Origin of the sequence: Caballeronia jiangsuensis, assembly GCF_046030135.1 — a bacterium.
Classification (GTDB): domain Bacteria; phylum Pseudomonadota; class Gammaproteobacteria; order Burkholderiales; family Burkholderiaceae; genus Caballeronia; species Caballeronia jiangsuensis.
This window is the reverse complement of the sequence record NZ_JAQQDB010000027.1, coordinates 17,419-33,822: the sequence shown is the minus strand read 5'-3', so window position 1 is coordinate 33,822 and position 16,404 is coordinate 17,419. Positions and strand designations below refer to the sequence as shown.

The window sequence follows — 16,404 nt, the reverse complement described above, 5'->3', positions numbered from 1 at the left end:
TTTCTGGGTTTAAAGCTGTGAAAGCAGCACGAGTGAGAAGGCAGCGATGATCCACATCGCCGGCTTGATTTCCTTCGCGCGCCCCGTCGCCGATTTCAGCACGACGAACGCGAGAAAGCCGTACGCGACGCCATCGGTGATCGAGTAGGTCAGCGGGATCAGGATCATCGCGAGGAACGCGGGAATGGCTTCGTCGAAGCGATGCCATTCGATCTGCGTGATCGCTTCCATCATGAACACGCCGACGAGCACGAGCGCGGGCGCGGTCGCGATCGCCGGAACGAGCGACAGCAGCGGCGAAAGAAACAGGAAGGGCAGGAAGCACAGGCCCGCGACCACGGCGACGAGGCCCGTGCGCCCGCCCGCCGAAATGCCCGCCGCGGATTCGATATACGCGTTAGCCGGGCTCGTGCCGAGCGGCGCGGAGATGAGCGCGGAGAATGAATCGACCATCATCGACTGGCGGATGTTGCGCGGATTGCCGTCCTTGTCATAGAGCTTGCCGGCTTCGGAAATCGCCATGAACGTGGAGAGCGCGTCGAAGAACGACGTGAACAGCATCACGAAGATGAACGGCCAGTAAATGACCTTCAGCGAGCCGACGAGGTCGAGCTGTCCGACCGCCGAAAAGTCCGGCGCGGAGACGAGGCCGTTCCAGTTCACGAGCGTCTTGGTGGCGATCGCGGCCGGCCAGTACGCGGTGCCGTCGCCCCAGAAGCGGCCGATCGGAATCGCGATGATCGTCGTGAACACGATGCCGAGCATCAGCGCGCCGGTGACCTTGCGCGCGACGAGGATCGTCGTGACGGCGAGGCCGATCAGGAACGTGATGACGACGGGATTCAGCGACGCCGAATGCACGATCGTCACCGGATCGCCGACGACGAACTTCGCGTTCACGAGGCCGATCAGGCTGATGAACAAGCCGATGCCGCACGACACCGCGTGCCGCAGATTCGCGGGAATCGCATCGACGACGAGCTTGCGCGCGTTGAACGCCGCGAGCACCGCGAAGATCACGCCGGACCAGAACACGCAGCCGAGCGCGGTCTGCCACGGCATCTTGCCGCCGTGAACCATGACGAACGCGAAGAGCGCGTTCATGCCCATGCCCGGCGCGACGAGCACCGGATTGCGCGCGTAAAGGCCCATCGCGCAACTGCCGAGAAAGCTGACGATGACGGTCGCCGTCAGCGCGGCCGGGAACGGCACGCCCGCTTGCGAAAGAATGCCCGGATTGACGACGATGATGTACATCGCCGTGAGGAACGTCGTGATGCCCGCGACGATTTCCGTCTTCGTGCGTGAGCCCGCCGCGCGAATGCCGAAGAAGCGTTCGAGCGCGGTCGAGTCCTGTTGTGGTGTTGTTGCTGTGGTTTCCATGCGCTTTACTGCTTCCAGTGCTGATCCAGGCGCGCGACCATTGCGTCGCGTTCTTCTTCGGTGACGAACGAGGCTTCGAGGCTGTTCTTAAGCAGCGTGTAGACCTCGTGATCCGTGAGCTTCAGCGCATCGACGATCGCGAAGTAATTCGCGTTGACGTAGCCGCCGAAGTACGCGGGATCGTCGGAGTTGATCATCACCGCGACGCCCTGATCCAGCAGGTCTTTCAGCGTGTGCTTGGTCATGTCGTCGAACACGCAGAGCTTGAGGTTCGAGAGCGGGCACACGGTCAGCGCGATGCGCGCATCCGCGAGACGCGCGACGAGCGCCGCGTCCTCGATGCTGCGCACGCCGTGATCGACGCGATCCACCTTCAGCAAATCGAGCGCTTCATACACATACGACGGCGGGCCTTCCTCGCCCGCATGCGCGACGAGCTTCAGACCGCGCTCGCGCGCCTTGGCGAACACGCGCTCGAATTTCGACGGCGGATGGCCGCGCTCCGACGAATCCAGCCCGACACCGATCAGCCGATGCGCGTACTTGTCGAAGAGCGGCAATGCGCTCTCATAAGTCGCGAGCGCGTCTTCTTCGGAAAGATGGCGCAGGAAACAGAGAATCAGCCTGCTCGAAAGACCGCGCTTCTCACCTTCGGCGAGCGCGGCATCGATGCCCGCGACGACCGTTTCGATCGATACGCCGCGTTCCGTATGCGTCTGCGGATCGAAGAAGATTTCCGTGTGCGCGACGTGGTCCGCGAGCGCGCGCTCGACGTAGGCCATCGTCATGTCGTAGAAGTCCTGCTCGGTGAGCAGCACGCTCGCGCCCGCGTAATAGATGTCGAGGAACGATTGCAGGTCGGTGAACGCGTAAGCGGCGCGCAGCGCATCGATCGAGTCGTACGCGAGCTTCACGTTGTTGCGTTTTGCGAGCGCGAAAATCAGCTCCGGTTCGAGCGACCCTTCGATATGGATATGCAGCTCGGCTTTTGGCGCGCGCGCAATCTTGTCGGCGAGTGTGGGATTCATGTGGGCTTGGTTGTGTTGGGGCTACGGTTGCGCCTGTGGGTCAGGCGGTCTGTTGCGACGACGCGTGGCTCGAAGCGTTGGCTTCGACCGCCTGCAGCAGTTGGGCGGCCGCTGCAACGGCGATCACTTCGGGCGCCTTGTCGACGATGCCGTCGATGCCGATCGGACACACCATGCGCGCGATGAGCGCCGGGTCGATGCCGCGCGCCGCGAGCCGGTGCTCGAACTGCTTCTTCTTCGTGAACGAGCCGATCATGCCGAAGAACGCGAAGTCGCCGCGTCTCAGGATGCATTCCGCCAGCGCGAGATCCACCGTGTGGTTGTGCGTCATCACGATGTAGTACGTGTGGGGGGGCGCGCGGTCGACGGCTTCGTCGGGCGCATCGTTCGGCTCGATCGTCACGTTCTCCGGCACGAACTGCGGCGCCGGGAACGCGGCGTCGCGCTCGTCGACCCAGGTCACGTGGCAGGGCAGCGTCGCGAGCACGCGCACGAGCGCTGCGCCCACATGACCCGCGCCGAACAGCACGACCTGGAAGTCGCGCGGCGCGATGGTTTCGGTCAGCAGCGCGCCGCTCTCGTCGAAACCGGCGCCGTCCCACAGGAGGCAGTCGGCGTCGGTCGCGCCCGGTTCGGGATCGGAGAGCATGACGGCGTCGGGCATCGGCGCGAACGAGACGCTGCGCACGGTCGACAACCCCTGCGCGGTGCGTTTCGAAAGCGTCGTCACCCAGTTCAGATCCGCTACGTCGAGCCGCTCGAACGCGAGTACGACCGCGCCGCCGCAGCACTGGCCGAGGCTCGGGCCGAGAGCGAAACGCTCCAGCCTCCTCATGCGCGGGCTGCGCATGCCGTCCTTCAGCACTTGCCGTGCGGTCTCGATGGCCTTCCATTCCAGATGGCCGCCGCCGATCGTATAGCGCGCTTCCTCGCGCGTGACGATCATCTTCGTGCCCGGCTCGCGCGGCGCGGAGCCTTCGACACGCGCGACCGTCACGAGCACGACGGCGTCGCCGTGCGCGAGCAGGTGTTGCAGGTCGTTCAGCCAAACTTGCATCGAGTGAGCTCCAAAAATGTCGTTGTGCGTCGTCGCAGGCGCTAGTTTACCGGGGCGGCTTCTTCGGCCCCGACAGTCAGCGCGTCAAGAATTGCCTCTGGCGTCGCCGGTGCGCGCAGTTTCGGCGCATCGGTCGAATCGGGCGCCACCGATGCGATCGCCGCGCGAATCGCCAGCAGCACCGAAAACGCCAGCAACAGCGGCGGCTCGCCGACCGCTTTCGAGCGGAAAACGGTCGGCTCGGCGTTGTCGTTTCCGGCGTCACGAAAGAGGGCGACGTTGAAGATCGCGGGCGCGTCGCTGACGGCCGGAATCTTGTAGGTCGATGGCGCGTGCGTCATCAGGCGGCCGTCGCGATTCCACCACAGTTCTTCGGTCGTGAGCCAGCCCATGCCCTGGATGTAGCCGCCTTCCACCTGGCCGATGTCGATCGCCGGATTGATCGAGCGTCCCGCGTCGTGCAGCAGATCGGCGCGCAAAAGTTTCCACTCGCCGGTGAGCGTATCGACGACGACTTCCGATACCGCCGCCCCATACGCGAAGTAGTAAAACGGATGGCCTTGCAGCGTCTTCGCGTCCCAGTGAACCTTCGGCGTCGAATAGAAACCGTCCGACCACAATTGCACGCGCGCGAGATACGCGGCCGCGACGAGCTGATCGAACGGCATCTGTCCGCCGTTCACGTCCACGACGCCGCCATGAAAACGCACATCGGCCGCATTGCCGCCGAGCTGCTTCACGACGAGTTCGGCGAGACGCGCGCGGATCGTGAGCGCCGCGGCTTCGGCGGCCTTGCCGTTCAGGTCGCTACCCGTCGATGCCGCCGTCGCCGACGTATTCGCGACCTTCGATGTATCCGTCGCCGTCACGCGCACGCGCTGCAAGCCGATGCCGAGCACGCTCGCGACGACCTGCGCGACTTTCGTGTTCAGCCCCTGACCCATTTCCGTGCCGCCGTGATTGACGAGCACGGAGCCGTCCTTGTAGACGTGCACGAGCGCGCCCGCCTGATTCAGGAACGGCACGTTGAACGAAATGCCGAACTTGACCGGCGTGAACGCGATGCCGCGCCGGAGCACGCCGCCTTTCGCGTTGAACGCGGCGATATCGGCGCGGCGCGTCTGGTACTCGCTCGACGCGACGAGTTCGTCGGTCAATGCCGCGATCACGTTGTCCTCGACCGGCTGACCGTAAGGCGTCACATCGCGATCGCCGATGCCGTAATAATTCGCGCGCCGCACGTCGAGCGGATCGCGTTTCAGCCGGTGCGCGATCTCGTCGAGCATCACTTCCATCACGAGCGCGCCCTGCGGGCCGCCGAAGCCGCGAAACGCGGTGTTCGACTGCGTGTTGGTCTTGCAGCACAGCGCGCGGATGTCGACATCGCTCAGGTAGTACGCGTTGTCGAAATGGCACACGGCGCGCGTGGCGACCGCGCCCGACAGATCCGCCGAATAGCCCGCCCGCAACGCGATCTCGACGCGCGCGCCGGCGATGCGGCCGTCGTCATCGAAGCCGCATTCGTATTCGTAGACCGCGTCGTGACGCTTGCCGGTGATCATGAAGTCGTCGTCGCGATCGGCGCGCAGCTTCACGGGGCGCTTCAGCAGATGCGCCGCGAGCGACGCCACGCACGCAAACAGCGCCGACTGCGACTCCTTGCCGCCGAAACCGCCGCCCATGCGCCGGCATTCGCAGAGCACGGCGTGGGTCGGCCAGCCGAGCATGTGCGCGACGACCTGCTGCATCTCGCTCGGATGCTGCGTCGAGCTATGGACGAGCATGCCGTCCTGCTCTTTCGGCAGCGCGTAGGCGACCTGTCCTTCGAGATAGAACTGCTCCTGGCCGCCCACTTCGAACTCGCCTGCGAGCCGATGTTTCGCCGCCGCGATGCGCCCGTCCGGGTCGCCGCGGCGCAGATGGAGCGGCGGCAGCACGAACTGGTTGCGCGCCTTCGCTTCGCGCGGCGTGAGCACGGCTTCGAGCGGCTCGTAACGTACGACATCCTCGCTTTTTGCGAGCGCGGCGGCGCGGCGCGCCAGATCGTGACTCTCGGCGATGACGGCGAATACCGGCTGACCGAGGTACTGCACTTCATCGGTGGCGAGAATCGGATCGTCGTGCAGCACCGGACCGCAATTGTTCTCGCCGGGAATATCCGCGGCCGTCAGCACCGCGACGACGCCGGGCGCGGCGCGCACCGCATCCAGATCGAGCGACACGATGCGCGCATGCGCGTGCCTCGACAGACCGAGCGCCGCGTGCAGCGTGCCGCGCGACTCGGGGATGTCGTCGGTGTAGATCGCTTCGCCGCTCACGTGCAGCGCCGCCGATTCGTGCGGCAGCGCGGCCCCGGCGGCGTCGAGGACCATCGGTTCGGTCAGTCGGTTCATGGGGCATCCTCCACGTGCGCGCCGTACGCGAAGGCGTTCACTTCGGCAAGCGCGAGCGGAGCGTCCGGACGCGTTTCCAGATAGAACCGCCAAAGCACGTTGCGCGCGACTTTCGCGCGATAGGCGCTCGATGCGCGCATGTCGGTGAGCGGCTGGAAATCGGCGTCGAGCGCGGCCATCGCGGTGCGTGCCGTCGCTTCGTTCCATTCGTGGCCGATGAGCGCCGCTTCGGCCTGCGCCGCGCGCTTGGGCGTCGCAGCCATGCCGCCGAACGCGATCCGCGCATCCGTCACGCGATGGCTTTCGTCGAGCCTGATCGCGAACGCCGCGCACACCGCCGAAATGTCCTGGTCGTATCGCTTCGAGACCTTGTAGGTCCGAAAGCGCAGCGCCGCGACCGGACGCGGCACGCGTATCGCCGCGACGAATTCGCCGGCATCGAGCGCGGTCTTCTGATAGCCGAGATAGAACGCGTCGAGGCGCATCGTGCGGGTTTTATCTGCCTTCTGCAGCACGAGTTCCGCATTCAGCGCGATGAGCGCCGGCATCGAATCGCCGATCGGCGAGCCGTTCGCCACATTGCCGCCGAGCGTGCCCGCGTTGCGGATCGGCCGCGACGCGAAGCGCGTCCACAGTTCGGCAAGCTCGGGATAGTCGGCGGCGAGGGCGGCATACGCATCTTCGAGCGAGGCCGCCGCGCCGATCGTCAGCGTTTGCGCGTCGCGTTCGATCGTCTTCAGCTCGTCGACGTTGCCGATATACAGCACATCGCCGAGATCGCGAAACTGCTTCGTGACCCACAGGCCGACATCGGTGCTGCCCGCGAGCAGGCGCGCGTTCGGATGCGCGGCGCGCAATCGGGCGAATTCGGCGCGCGTGACGGGCGCGTGGAACGTGTGCGGACCGGAAGAATCGGACGCGTGGTATTCGAAGGTCTGCGCGCGCTTCAGCGCGGTCAATTGTTGCGTGATGGCGTCGGCATCGAAGGGCGGACGCGGATACTCGAACATGCGCTGCCCGGCATCGACGATCGGCCGATAACCCGTGCAGCGGCACAGATTGCCCGAGAGCGCGGCGGCGATTTCATCGCGCGACGGCGGGCCTGCATCGCGCGGATGCTGGTGATAGAGCGCCCACAGCGACATCACGAAGCCCGGCGTGCAAAACCCGCATTGCGAGCCGTGACAGTCGACGAGCGCCTGCTGCACCGGATGCAGCGCGCCATCCGCGCCGCGCAGATCTTCGACGGTGAAAAGGGCGCGGGAATCGAGCGTCGGCAGAAACTGGATGCACGCGTTGACGGCCTTGAGCGCGAGCGCGCCGGAAGCGTCGAGTTCGCCGATCACGGCGGTGCATGCGCCGCAATCGCCCTCGGCGCAGCCTTCCTTCGTGCCGGTGCAAAGCGCGTCCTCGCGCAGATGCTGAAGCACCGTGCGCGTGGCGGGCGCGTCGCCGATCTCGCGCACGGCGCCGCGTTGAAGGAAGCGGATGGTTTGCGTTGTCATGATTCAGGAAGACATTGCGGACCGGGCGCGCGTTACGCGGTTTCCGATCGCTTCATGGGTTGCGGTGAGAAAAAACTCAGGCTGCCTTTGAGCGAAACGGACTGCGCGCACGTAGATCGCCATCCAGACACGACCTTAACACCCCAATATCCCAAAAATATTGCCGGGTACGTATCAAGATTATGCGGATGCGCTGATGCGGGAAAGGAGGAAGCGCGTAGAGCGCGGCGAAGCGGGGAAAACGGGCGGCGCGCTGAGGTCGCCGCCCGGAATAATTTACCGGACCGTCGTGCGCAGTTTGCGCTTCAGCCGAACGCTTGCCGCGACCAGCACGAAAATCAGCGCAAACGCGATGAGCGACCATTGCGGCAGCGACAGACCGAGGATCGGCGGATACGGCGTTTCGCACAGCCCCGCGACCTTGAACACCTGCGGCAGCCAGCTTGCGGGCGGCAGACCATCGACGATCGGCTGGAGGGCATCGAAACCGCAACTGAAGCCGGGATGCGATTGCACGTACACGTGGCGCACGGCGGTGGCGAGTCCGCCGAGCGCGGAAATCGCGACGAGCGTTTCCAGCAGCGCGATGCCGCGCCAGTTACGGAACGCCGCCCCGAGGAACGCGAAGATCGCGATCAGCACGAAAAAATAGCGCTGAATGATGCACAGCGGGCAGGGATCTTCGCCATGAAAGAATTGCAGATACAGCGCGCCGCCGACGAGACCGAGACTGACGAAGCCGAGCAACACGAGCAGGCGGCGCTCGCGGCGCAGCACCCGGTCGTCCTGATGCATCGTGAAGTGATTTAAAGAGTTGTTCATTATTTCGCAACGATTCGAGAAGGAAGCACCTGAGTTGCGCGGGTATCGCGGTGAATTCTAGCGCGAACGCCCGATGCGCAAAATCAGCCGCGATATTCAGACGGTTTTCGGGCCGCTCAGCGCGTCGTCGCCAGCACGGCTTCGACCGCGCGCCCGATCGACAGCAGGGTGTCGTCGGCGTTCGGCGCGCCCGCGAGCATCAGGCCGGCGGGCGCCTCGCCGCGTGGATGGCAGGGCAGCGACAGCGCGCACGCATCGAGGAAATTGAAGGCGGTCGGATTGCGCAGGATCAGCGCATTGGTGCGCGTGAAGGCGTCGTCGTCGGTTTCCAGATCGGCGATGCGCGGCGGCAGCACCGGCACCGTCGGGCAGACGATCGCGTCGAACCGCTGCCAGAGCGTCGTGCGGGCTGCCTCGATCATCGCGTCGCGCGCTTCGCACAAGTCGATGTAGTCGGCCGCGCTCGCCGCTTCCGCGCGCTTCAGACGCGCGAGCACGCGCGGATCGTATTCGTCGCCGCGCTCGGCCATCAGCTTCCGGTGCCACGCATACGCCTCGATTGCCACGAGCGGATAGCGGCTGATTTCCGGCAGTCGATCCAGCGGCGCGAAGCGCACGTCTTCCACCAGCGCGCCCGCGGCGGCCAGATGATTGATCGCCGCAGCGACCGCGCTCGCGACGGGAGATTCGACGCCATCGGTCACGTAGTTCGTGAGCACGCCGAGGCGCACACCGTCGAGCGGGCGCGTCGCGGGCACGCCGGGGTCGCGTCCGGCGAGAATGCGGTCGACGAGCGCGCAGCACGCGACCGACATGCCGATCGGCCCGAACGAATCGAGCGTCTTCGAGAGCGGCACGCCGCCTTGCTTCGGAATGCGGCTCGCGGTCGGCTTGAAGCCCGTGAGGCCGCACAGCGCGGCGGGAATGCGGATGGAACCGCCGGTGTCGGTGCCGAGCGCGACGGCGGCCATGCCGTCCGCGACCGACGCCGCCGCACCCGACGACGACCCACCCGCGATGCGCGCGTCGCCCGGCACGTCGGCATGCCACGGGGAACGCGGCGTGCCGTAATGCGGGTTCAGTCCGAGACCGGAGAAGGCGAACTCGCTCATGTTGGTGCGCCCGACGATCACCGCGCCCGCGCGGCGCAGGCGTGCGACAGCGATGGCGTCGGCCTTGGCGGGAGGCGCATCGCGCAGCGCTTTCGAGCCGGCGCGCGTCACTTCGCCTTCGATATCGAAGAGATCCTTGATCGACACCGGAATGCCCGCGAGCGGCGAAAGCACGGTGCCGGCGCGGCGCAGCGCGTCGTGGGCATCGGCGGCGGCGCGGGCGTGTTCGGCATCGACATGGAGGAAGACGGTCGAGCCCTGGCCGGCAGGATCGGCGATACGTTCGAGCGCCGCCTCGACGAGCGCGCGGCTCGTCGTGCGGCCGCTTTTCAGATCGGCGGCGAGTTGGGCAAGCGGGGCGAACTGCGGCGAAGTGGTGGGCATGGCGTCGGGCAGTGGCGTTGCCTCATGCGAGAAGGCCGGGCACGCCCGGCGCTTCGCATCGGCAGTGAGTGGATGGGCGCGCCGTGTCGCAAACTTGGGGCGTCCAAGGTGGCTGTCATTCTAAGCCACCGACGCCGATCGAACACCGCTCAGATCGTGCGCGAGAAACGGCGCAGGCTCGCCTGTCCCAGATAACGGTCGAATACCGACGCGACGTTGCGCACCAGCATGCGTCCGGCGGGCAGAACGCGGATCGCGTCGTGCGAGAGGTCGATGAGGCCGTCGTTCGCCATCGGCGCGAGGCGCGCGAGTTCATCGGCGAAAGCGGTTGGGAATTCGATGCCGTGCGTCCTCGCGACATCGTCGAAACGCAGCTCGCCGCCGCACATGAGACGCATGATGACGTCGCGGCGGAGTTCGTCGTCGGCGCAAAGGCGCACGCCGCGCGTGATGGCGAGTTCGCCCGCATCGATCGCGGCGGTGTAATCGGCGAGCTCGCGCGCGTTTTGCGCGTAAACATCGCCAATCTTGCCGATCGACGACGCGCCGATGCCGATCAGATCGCAATCCGCGCGCGTGCTGTAGCCCTGAAAGTTGCGCTGCAGCGTGCCGGCTTCGAACGCGCGCGCGAGCTCGTCGCCGGGCAGCGCGAAATGATCCATGCCGATGTACACGTAACCTGCATCGCACATGCGCGCGATCACGCGTTCGAGAATCGCGAGGCGCACGGCGGGCGAGGGCAGCGCGCTTTCGTCGATCTGCCGCTGCATCTTGAAGAGCGACGGCATGTGCGCATAGCCGAACACGGACACGCGATCGGGTTTCAGATCGATGATCGCGTCGAGCGTGCGCGAAAAGCTCTCGACGCTCTGATGCGGCAGCCCGTAGATCAGATCGACGCTCACGGACTTGAAACCGTTCCTGCGCGCGGCGTCGAGCACCGTCTCCGTCATTTCACGCGGCTGGATGCGATTGACGGCGCGCTGCACGCGCTCGTCGAAGTCCTGCACGCCGAGGCTCAATCGGTTGAAGCCAAGCTCGCGCAGCAACGCGATGGTCGCCGGCGATGCCTCGCGCGGATCGACCTCGATCGAATATTCGGCGCGCTGGTCGGCGACGAGATTGAAATGCTCGCGCGTCGCGGACATCAGTTCGGCCATCTCGTCGTGCGAGAGGAAGGTCGGCGTGCCGCCGCCCCAGTGAAGCTGCGTGACCGGACGCGAGGTGTCGAAGAGCGCGTCCTGCAAGGCGAGTTCGCGCTTCATCCGGTCGAGATAGGGGCGTGCGTGCGCGCGATTTTTCGTCGCGATCTTGTTGCAGCCGCAGTAGAAGCAGACGGTGTCGCAGAACGGGATGTGGAAGTACAGCGAGAGATCGGCGTTCGCTTTCGCCTTGCGCGCGGCTTCGCGATAATGCGCGGGGTCGAACGCTTCGGTGAACTGGACGGCGGTTGGATAGGACGTGTAGCGCGGGCCGTGCGCATCGTAACGCGCGAGCAGATCGGGACGAAAGAACGGAGCGGCGGCAGTCATGACGGATCTCTGGGAATCGTCCGAGTGTAGTTGGCCGATGAGCGCAACAATCGCGTGATACGGTCGCAGCGATTTGACGAAGCGCAAGGATGAGGCGTGGGACAATATCGCTTCTTTTTGCGCGGTAAGTGTCGCCATGTCGATCGATTCTTCGTCTCATGCCTGCCGGGAAGCGTGCGGTGCGTGCTGCATCGCGCCTTCGATTTCGAGCCCGATTCCGGGGATGCCGCATGGCAAGCGCGCGGGCGAGCGTTGCGTTCAACTGGGCGATGATCTGCGCTGCAGGATTTTCGGCGATCCGCGCAGGCCGGCGTGTTGTTCCGGTTTGCAGCCGTCCGGCGAGATGTGCGGCGAGACGCGCGAATACGCGTTGACGTGGATCGAACGACTGGAAGCGCAGACGCGGCCCACGCAACTGTCTTGACGATCGGCAGTCGAAGTTCCGAACCGCGCCACGCGGCGCAGACTTGAATAATGCTTTGGAGGATTACGCATGACGGAACCCGTCGCGCCGCTGCGGCGCCGGTTCGTGCTCGCAGGACTGTTGTCCCTGTCGGCACTCGCATTCACATCGGAGGCTCGATCCGCCTCGAACTCGATATTCCCCTTCATTCCGGATCACTACACATTTTCGACGCAGCAGGTGCAGGAAGCGGTCGCGCGCAAGTTCCCGCTGCAACGCACGGCTTCCCAGATATTCGATGTCGTCCTGAGCAATCCGGTCGTCGGCATGGCGCCGGATCGCAATCGCGTGACGGTGCGGGTCGATGCGCGTCTGTCCACGCCCTTCATGCCGAATCCGGTGATCGGTGCGTTCACGCTCTCGACGCAACTCGCCTACGACGTGCCGAGCCGTTCGGTCATTCTCGTTTCACCATCCGTTGACAATGCGCAGTTCAGTGGTGACGCCGCGCAGTACAACCAACAGATTGCGTCGGTCGGCGCGCAACTCGCGGCGCAGCTGCTCGACCGCTATCCGATTCACACGTTCAAGCCCGAGGAACTCCAGTTCGCCGGCGTGTCTTACGAACCCGGTACAATCACAGTCCTTACAAACGGCATACGTGTGCAGATTGTTGAGAAGTGAGTCGAAATCTCTGCGCAATGTGCTCCACAAGCAACGGCGATAACGGCGACAAGGGCTGAACGGATGGACTGGATATTGATGGTGAAGGCGCTCATTCTGGGCGTCGTGGAGGGCTTGACCGAATTTTTGCCGGTTTCGAGCACGGGGCATCTGATCGTGGCGGGCAGCTTGCTGAATTTCACCGACGCCCAATCGAAAACCTTCGATGTCGTCATCCAGTTCGGCGCCATTCTCGCCATCTGCTGGGAATATCGCGCGAAGATCGGCTCCGTGGTCACGGGCCTGCCCGTGCGCGCCGACGCGCGGCGCTTCACGCTGAACGTGATCATCGCGACGATTCCGGCCATCGTCCTCGGTCTGCTTTTCGAGAAGGGCATCAAGTCGGTGCTGTTCTCGCCGGTGCCGGTGTCGGTGGCGCTGATCGTCGGCGGCATCGTGATTTTGTGGGCGGAGTCGCGCCAGCGCGAACGCGCCGTCGCCCCGCGCGTACATTCCGTCGATGATCTTTCCTACTCCGATGCCTTCAAGGTCGGTCTCGCGCAATGCTTCGCGCTGATTCCGGGCACTTCGCGTTCCGGCGCGACGATCATCGGCGGGATGCTGTTCGGACTCGAACGACGCGTCGCCACGGAGTTTTCGTTTTTCCTCGCCATTCCGATCATCTTCGGCGCGACGCTCTACGAAATGGCCAAGTACTGGCGCACGCTGACCGTGGACGATTTCGGGCTGTTCGCGATCGGTCTCGTCGCGGCCTTCGTCAGCGCCTTCGTCTGCGTGCGCTGGCTGCTGCGCTACGTCGCGTCGCACGATTTCACCGCGTTCGCGTGGTATCGCATCGGCTTCGGCCTGCTGATCCTGATCGTCGGATATAGCGGCGGCCTGAGCTGGGCCGACTGACCGCGCTTTCGCCGCGCACCATGCAAAACGCCACGGCTTGCCGTGGCGTTGTCCTTTGTGCGCGGCGCTTTAGCGGCGGCGGAACATCAGGTCCCACACGCCGTGCCCGAGCCGCAGGCCGCGTCGCTCGAACTTCGTGACCGGACGGAACTCGGGACGCGGCGCGTAGCCGTCCGCGGTGTTTTCCAGCGCAGGCTCGGCGGACAGGACTTCGAGCATCTGCTCGGCATAGTTCTGCCAGTCGGTCGCCAGATGGATATAGCCGCCCGGCTTCATGCGCGACACGAGCAGCGCGACGAACTTCGGCTGGATCAGGCGGCGCTTGTGATGACGCGCCTTGTGCCACGGATCGGGGAAATAGATGTGCACGCCGTCGAGACTGTCGGGCGCGATCATGTGTTCGAGCACTTCCACGGCGTCGTGCTGAAGAATGCGGATATTGCCGAGCCCTTGCTCGCCGATCAGCTTGAGCAGCGCGCCGACGCCAGGCTCATGCACTTCCACGCCGATGAAGTCATCGCCGGGACGCGCGGCCGCGATCTCCGCCGTGGTCGCGCCCATGCCGAAGCCGATCTCCAGCACGCGCGGCGCCTGCCGGCCGAAGAGTGCATCCCAGTCGCCGGGCTGCGGCGTGTAGGGCACGACGTAGCGCGGACCGAGATCGTCGATTGCGCGCTGCTGGCCCGGCGATACACGGCCCGCGCGCGTGACGAAACTGCGGATGCGGCGATGGCGCAGCGTGGCATTCTCGGCGATGTTGACGTGGGGCTGATCGTTGCCGTCGGCGCCGGCGTCGTCCTGTGGATCGTGGTTCATGAGGCGATGCTGGAAACAGATGCGCGAAACTAAAAAGCCGCCCAAACGTGACTCGGGGCGGCTTTCGCTGGATTTCTGGAGCGGGCGATGGGAATCGAACCCACGTCTGTAGCTTGGGAAGCTACGGTAATGGCCATTATACGACGCCCGCATGAGGCGGCTATTGTAAGCGCAACGCGCCGCGAGGCGCAATTGCGCCGGCGGCTCAGATCCCGAACAGCGTCATCGATACGGCGACGCGCGTCACGACCATCAACAGCACCTGCACGATCACGAACAGCAGGATCGGCGAAAGATCGATGCCGCCGAGCCGCGGCAGAATGCGCCGCAGCGGATCGAGGAACGGCGCGGTGATCTGATAGAGCAGCGGCATCGCCGGCGATTGCGGATTGAGCCATGAAAGCAGCGCCATCAGGATCGTCACCCAGATGATCAGATTCAGCGCCCACTTGACGACGGTCAGCAGCGCGACGAGCAGGAGGATCGGCACCATGAGCGTCGGATCGACGCCCGCGAGCACGACCATCAGCGTCACGTACACAGCCGATGCGATGAACGCCGCGACAATGCTTGCCCAGTCGATCTTTCCGCCAGGCAGGATCTTGCGCAGCGGCAGGACGATCCAGTTGGTCGCCTGCATCACGGCGTTCGAAACGGGGTTGTAGGGCGGCATGCGCACGACCTGAATCCACGCGCGCAGCAGGAGCGCCGCGCCGAACAGGGTGAACAGGGTGTTGAGCAGAAAACGGGCGATATCGCCGAACATCTCGGGTCCTCTAGGATGCGTGCGCAGTGTCGCGACTTGCGCCGGGTCGTATTGACGAAAAGTGAAGGGAAGCGGAGGCGCTAGCGGGCGAAGATCCGCCTGATGGTGGTCTCGGAGCGGCGGCCGCCTGTGCGGCGCGAATCGGGAATGCTGACCTTGATCATTGTTCGTTCTCTGGACTTGAATATCGTGCCGAAGCCAACGCGGTGCGCGGCGCATCGTGCGCGATCCGCGCGAATGCACCCGTGCCGTTCGATGAAGCTTCGCGATTCACTGCATGCGGCGACTCGAATTCCCCGCCCAGCAGGCGTGCCTGATGGGGTGCCGGACGTCACCATAACATGGCTTTAATGCGGCTTGGGGACGTTGTCGCACGTGGCGGAAGCGATTCTCCGGACAATCACATGAAAGGCAAGTGAAAGTCGTTGACGCGGTCGGTTTGGGCACCCGACGCCAGCATCTGAAAACCCTAGTGTTGCCAATTTGAGACGATCGCGAAAAGGCGCATTTCACGCAAAACTGGCAGGATATAAATACGGATAGCGAAAGAGCGAATCGTCGTGCAGCGCGCTATTGTTTCTATTGGCAGCTTTTCCCCGGCCCCAAAGGGCATATTTTCTGCTGTGTGTGGTTAGACGCACATCGACGTGAAAGATTGGTTTCTTTGCGAACATCGAGGAACGGACAGGCGCTCAATACTAAACAGAACACGGATTCAGCGGGAGACGGCATGCGGCCTGAGGCCGTCGCTCTCCCTTCAGGTTTCATTCGCTACGTTCGGAGGTCGCCATGAGCATTTTCTCTTATCGAAAGCATCTGCGATTCTTGAGCCAGGCCCAGCGGCGTCGCTGGTGGGACCAGAAAAAGCGCCTGACGCCCCGGGTTGTGATCGGTGGGGCGTATGTTCCGCCAAACGTCACGCGTGAATTCGCTTATGTGAAAGTCGGCTAAAACTCGCGTCGTTTTAAGACTTTCGCGCAATACATTAAGAGCCCCGCCGGATGCATTGTCCGGCGGGGCTTTTTCGTTCATTTGTAAATATAAGTTACGCGGTTTTAAGCGCTCGAACCGCGCAACGTCGCGAACAGGGCGCAGACCTCCGCCGAACGGCCGATCCGGACGCACTTGCGGGCGACGCCGGCCTTTCAAATCCACGCCGGCGTTAAGGAACTTGCAATTTGCAACAAATGGCTCCTGCGACCGACCGTGTTTTTCGATAAATTGATCTCATACCGTCGCTCGTGAGCCGTGGGAATCGGCCAACACGCGAAGCGGCGAGGAGAACGAAAGTGAAAAAGCTCGGTGGTTTGTTGGTTGCTGGTGCGCTCGGTGCCGGTTTCGTCGGTGCCGCGCAGGCGCACGTTTCAATTGGCGTGGGCATCGGGGTGCCGGCCTATCCGGTCTATGCCGCGCCGCCTGCACCTGTCTATGTGGTTCCGCCGCAGCCGGTATATGTCGCGCCGCCGCCGCCCGTGGTGTACGCGCCGCCGCCCGCCGTGGTCGTGGGTGGCTACGGCGGTGGCTATGGCTACTACGGCCGTCCATACTACCGGCATCACGGCTATTACCGTCACGGTCCGGGCTGGCGCTACTGATCCGTCCGAGCGACGAATCCAAAAAGG

Annotated in this window: 15 protein-coding genes and 1 tRNA gene; 5 read left to right on the top strand and 11 right to left on the bottom strand. The window is 64.4% G+C overall.

Annotated elements, in window-relative coordinates:
* Positions 1-9 precede the first annotated feature (9 nt).
* The 8 genes from PQR08_RS25530 to hemN form a co-directional block, all read right to left on the bottom strand.
* Positions 10-1,383 (bottom strand): NCS2 family permease, encoded by a 1,374-nt coding sequence (locus tag PQR08_RS25530; protein WP_187607214.1) that lies wholly within the window; start codon positions 1,381-1,383, stop codon positions 10-12.
* A 5-nt stretch (positions 1,384-1,388) separates the two neighbouring features.
* Positions 1,389-2,411: an adenosine deaminase gene (locus PQR08_RS25525; protein WP_250483235.1), complete on the bottom strand. Its 1,023-nt coding sequence runs from the start codon at positions 2,409-2,411 to the stop codon at positions 1,389-1,391.
* Between the two features lie 40 nt (positions 2,412-2,451).
* Positions 2,452-3,468: a xanthine dehydrogenase accessory protein XdhC gene (gene xdhC / locus PQR08_RS25520; RefSeq protein ID WP_238210094.1), complete on the bottom strand. Its 1,017-nt coding sequence runs from the start codon at positions 3,466-3,468 to the stop codon at positions 2,452-2,454.
* A 41-nt stretch (positions 3,469-3,509) separates the two neighbouring features.
* On the bottom strand, positions 3,510-5,861 hold the full coding sequence (xdhB, locus tag PQR08_RS25515; RefSeq protein ID WP_408162761.1) for a xanthine dehydrogenase molybdopterin binding subunit: 2,352 nt from the start codon (positions 5,859-5,861) through the stop codon (positions 3,510-3,512).
* On the bottom strand, positions 5,858-7,366 hold the full coding sequence (gene xdhA, locus PQR08_RS25510) for a xanthine dehydrogenase small subunit (protein WP_250483237.1): 1,509 nt from the start codon (positions 7,364-7,366) through the stop codon (positions 5,858-5,860). Before xdhA ends, xdhB begins: the two co-directional genes overlap by 4 nt.
* Positions 7,367-7,642: 276 nt before the next feature.
* Positions 7,643-8,161, bottom strand: coding sequence for a disulfide bond formation protein B (locus PQR08_RS25505; RefSeq protein WP_250483399.1), 519 nt, complete (start codon positions 8,159-8,161; stop codon positions 7,643-7,645).
* Between the two features lie 143 nt (positions 8,162-8,304).
* A complete protein-coding gene (locus tag PQR08_RS25500; protein WP_250483238.1) occupies positions 8,305-9,684 on the bottom strand; it encodes an amidase in 1,380 nt (459 codons plus the stop codon).
* A 149-nt stretch (positions 9,685-9,833) separates the two neighbouring features.
* Positions 9,834-11,216, bottom strand: a complete 1,383-nt coding sequence (gene hemN / locus PQR08_RS25495; RefSeq protein ID WP_250483239.1) for an oxygen-independent coproporphyrinogen III oxidase — start codon at positions 11,214-11,216, stop codon at positions 9,834-9,836.
* 136 nt (positions 11,217-11,352) lie between these two features.
* On the opposite strand from hemN, the gene PQR08_RS25490 reads away from it, so the two are divergent.
* From PQR08_RS25490 to PQR08_RS25480, 3 genes are all read left to right on the top strand, one after another.
* The gene (locus PQR08_RS25490; RefSeq protein ID WP_035505380.1) at positions 11,353-11,640 is read left to right on the top strand and encodes a YkgJ family cysteine cluster protein; all 288 of its coding nucleotides are present in this window, start codon (positions 11,353-11,355) and stop codon (positions 11,638-11,640) included.
* 69 nt (positions 11,641-11,709) lie between these two features.
* Positions 11,710-12,303, top strand: coding sequence for a DUF1439 domain-containing protein (locus PQR08_RS25485; protein WP_250483240.1), 594 nt, complete (start codon positions 11,710-11,712; stop codon positions 12,301-12,303).
* 63 nt (positions 12,304-12,366) lie between these two features.
* A complete protein-coding gene (locus PQR08_RS25480) occupies positions 12,367-13,200 on the top strand; it encodes an undecaprenyl-diphosphate phosphatase (protein WP_187607207.1) in 834 nt (277 codons plus the stop codon).
* A 69-nt stretch (positions 13,201-13,269) separates the two neighbouring features.
* Here the strand turns inward: PQR08_RS25480 and trmB are convergent, their stop codons facing one another.
* The 3 genes from trmB to PQR08_RS25465 all read right to left on the bottom strand — a co-directional run bounded on the left by trmB (position 13,270) and on the right by PQR08_RS25465 (position 14,782).
* On the bottom strand, positions 13,270-14,016 hold the full coding sequence (gene trmB, locus PQR08_RS25475) for a tRNA (guanosine(46)-N7)-methyltransferase TrmB (RefSeq protein WP_250483241.1): 747 nt from the start codon (positions 14,014-14,016) through the stop codon (positions 13,270-13,272).
* A 76-nt stretch (positions 14,017-14,092) separates the two neighbouring features.
* Positions 14,093-14,167: transfer RNA gene (locus PQR08_RS25470), tRNA-Gly, on the bottom strand.
* A 54-nt stretch (positions 14,168-14,221) separates the two neighbouring features.
* Entirely contained in the window at positions 14,222-14,782 is a 561-nt protein-coding gene (locus PQR08_RS25465) for a YggT family protein (protein WP_035505394.1), read from the bottom strand.
* 789 nt (positions 14,783-15,571) lie between these two features.
* On the opposite strand from PQR08_RS25465, the gene PQR08_RS25460 reads away from it, so the two are divergent.
* Together PQR08_RS25460 and PQR08_RS25455 are read left to right on the top strand one after the other, a co-directional pair.
* Positions 15,572-15,733 (top strand): hypothetical protein, encoded by a 162-nt coding sequence (locus PQR08_RS25460; RefSeq protein ID WP_016344705.1) that lies wholly within the window; start codon positions 15,572-15,574, stop codon positions 15,731-15,733.
* A 338-nt stretch (positions 15,734-16,071) separates the two neighbouring features.
* On the top strand, positions 16,072-16,377 hold the full coding sequence (locus PQR08_RS25455; RefSeq protein WP_250483242.1) for a hypothetical protein: 306 nt from the start codon (positions 16,072-16,074) through the stop codon (positions 16,375-16,377).
* The last annotated feature ends 27 nt before the right edge of the window (positions 16,378-16,404 follow it).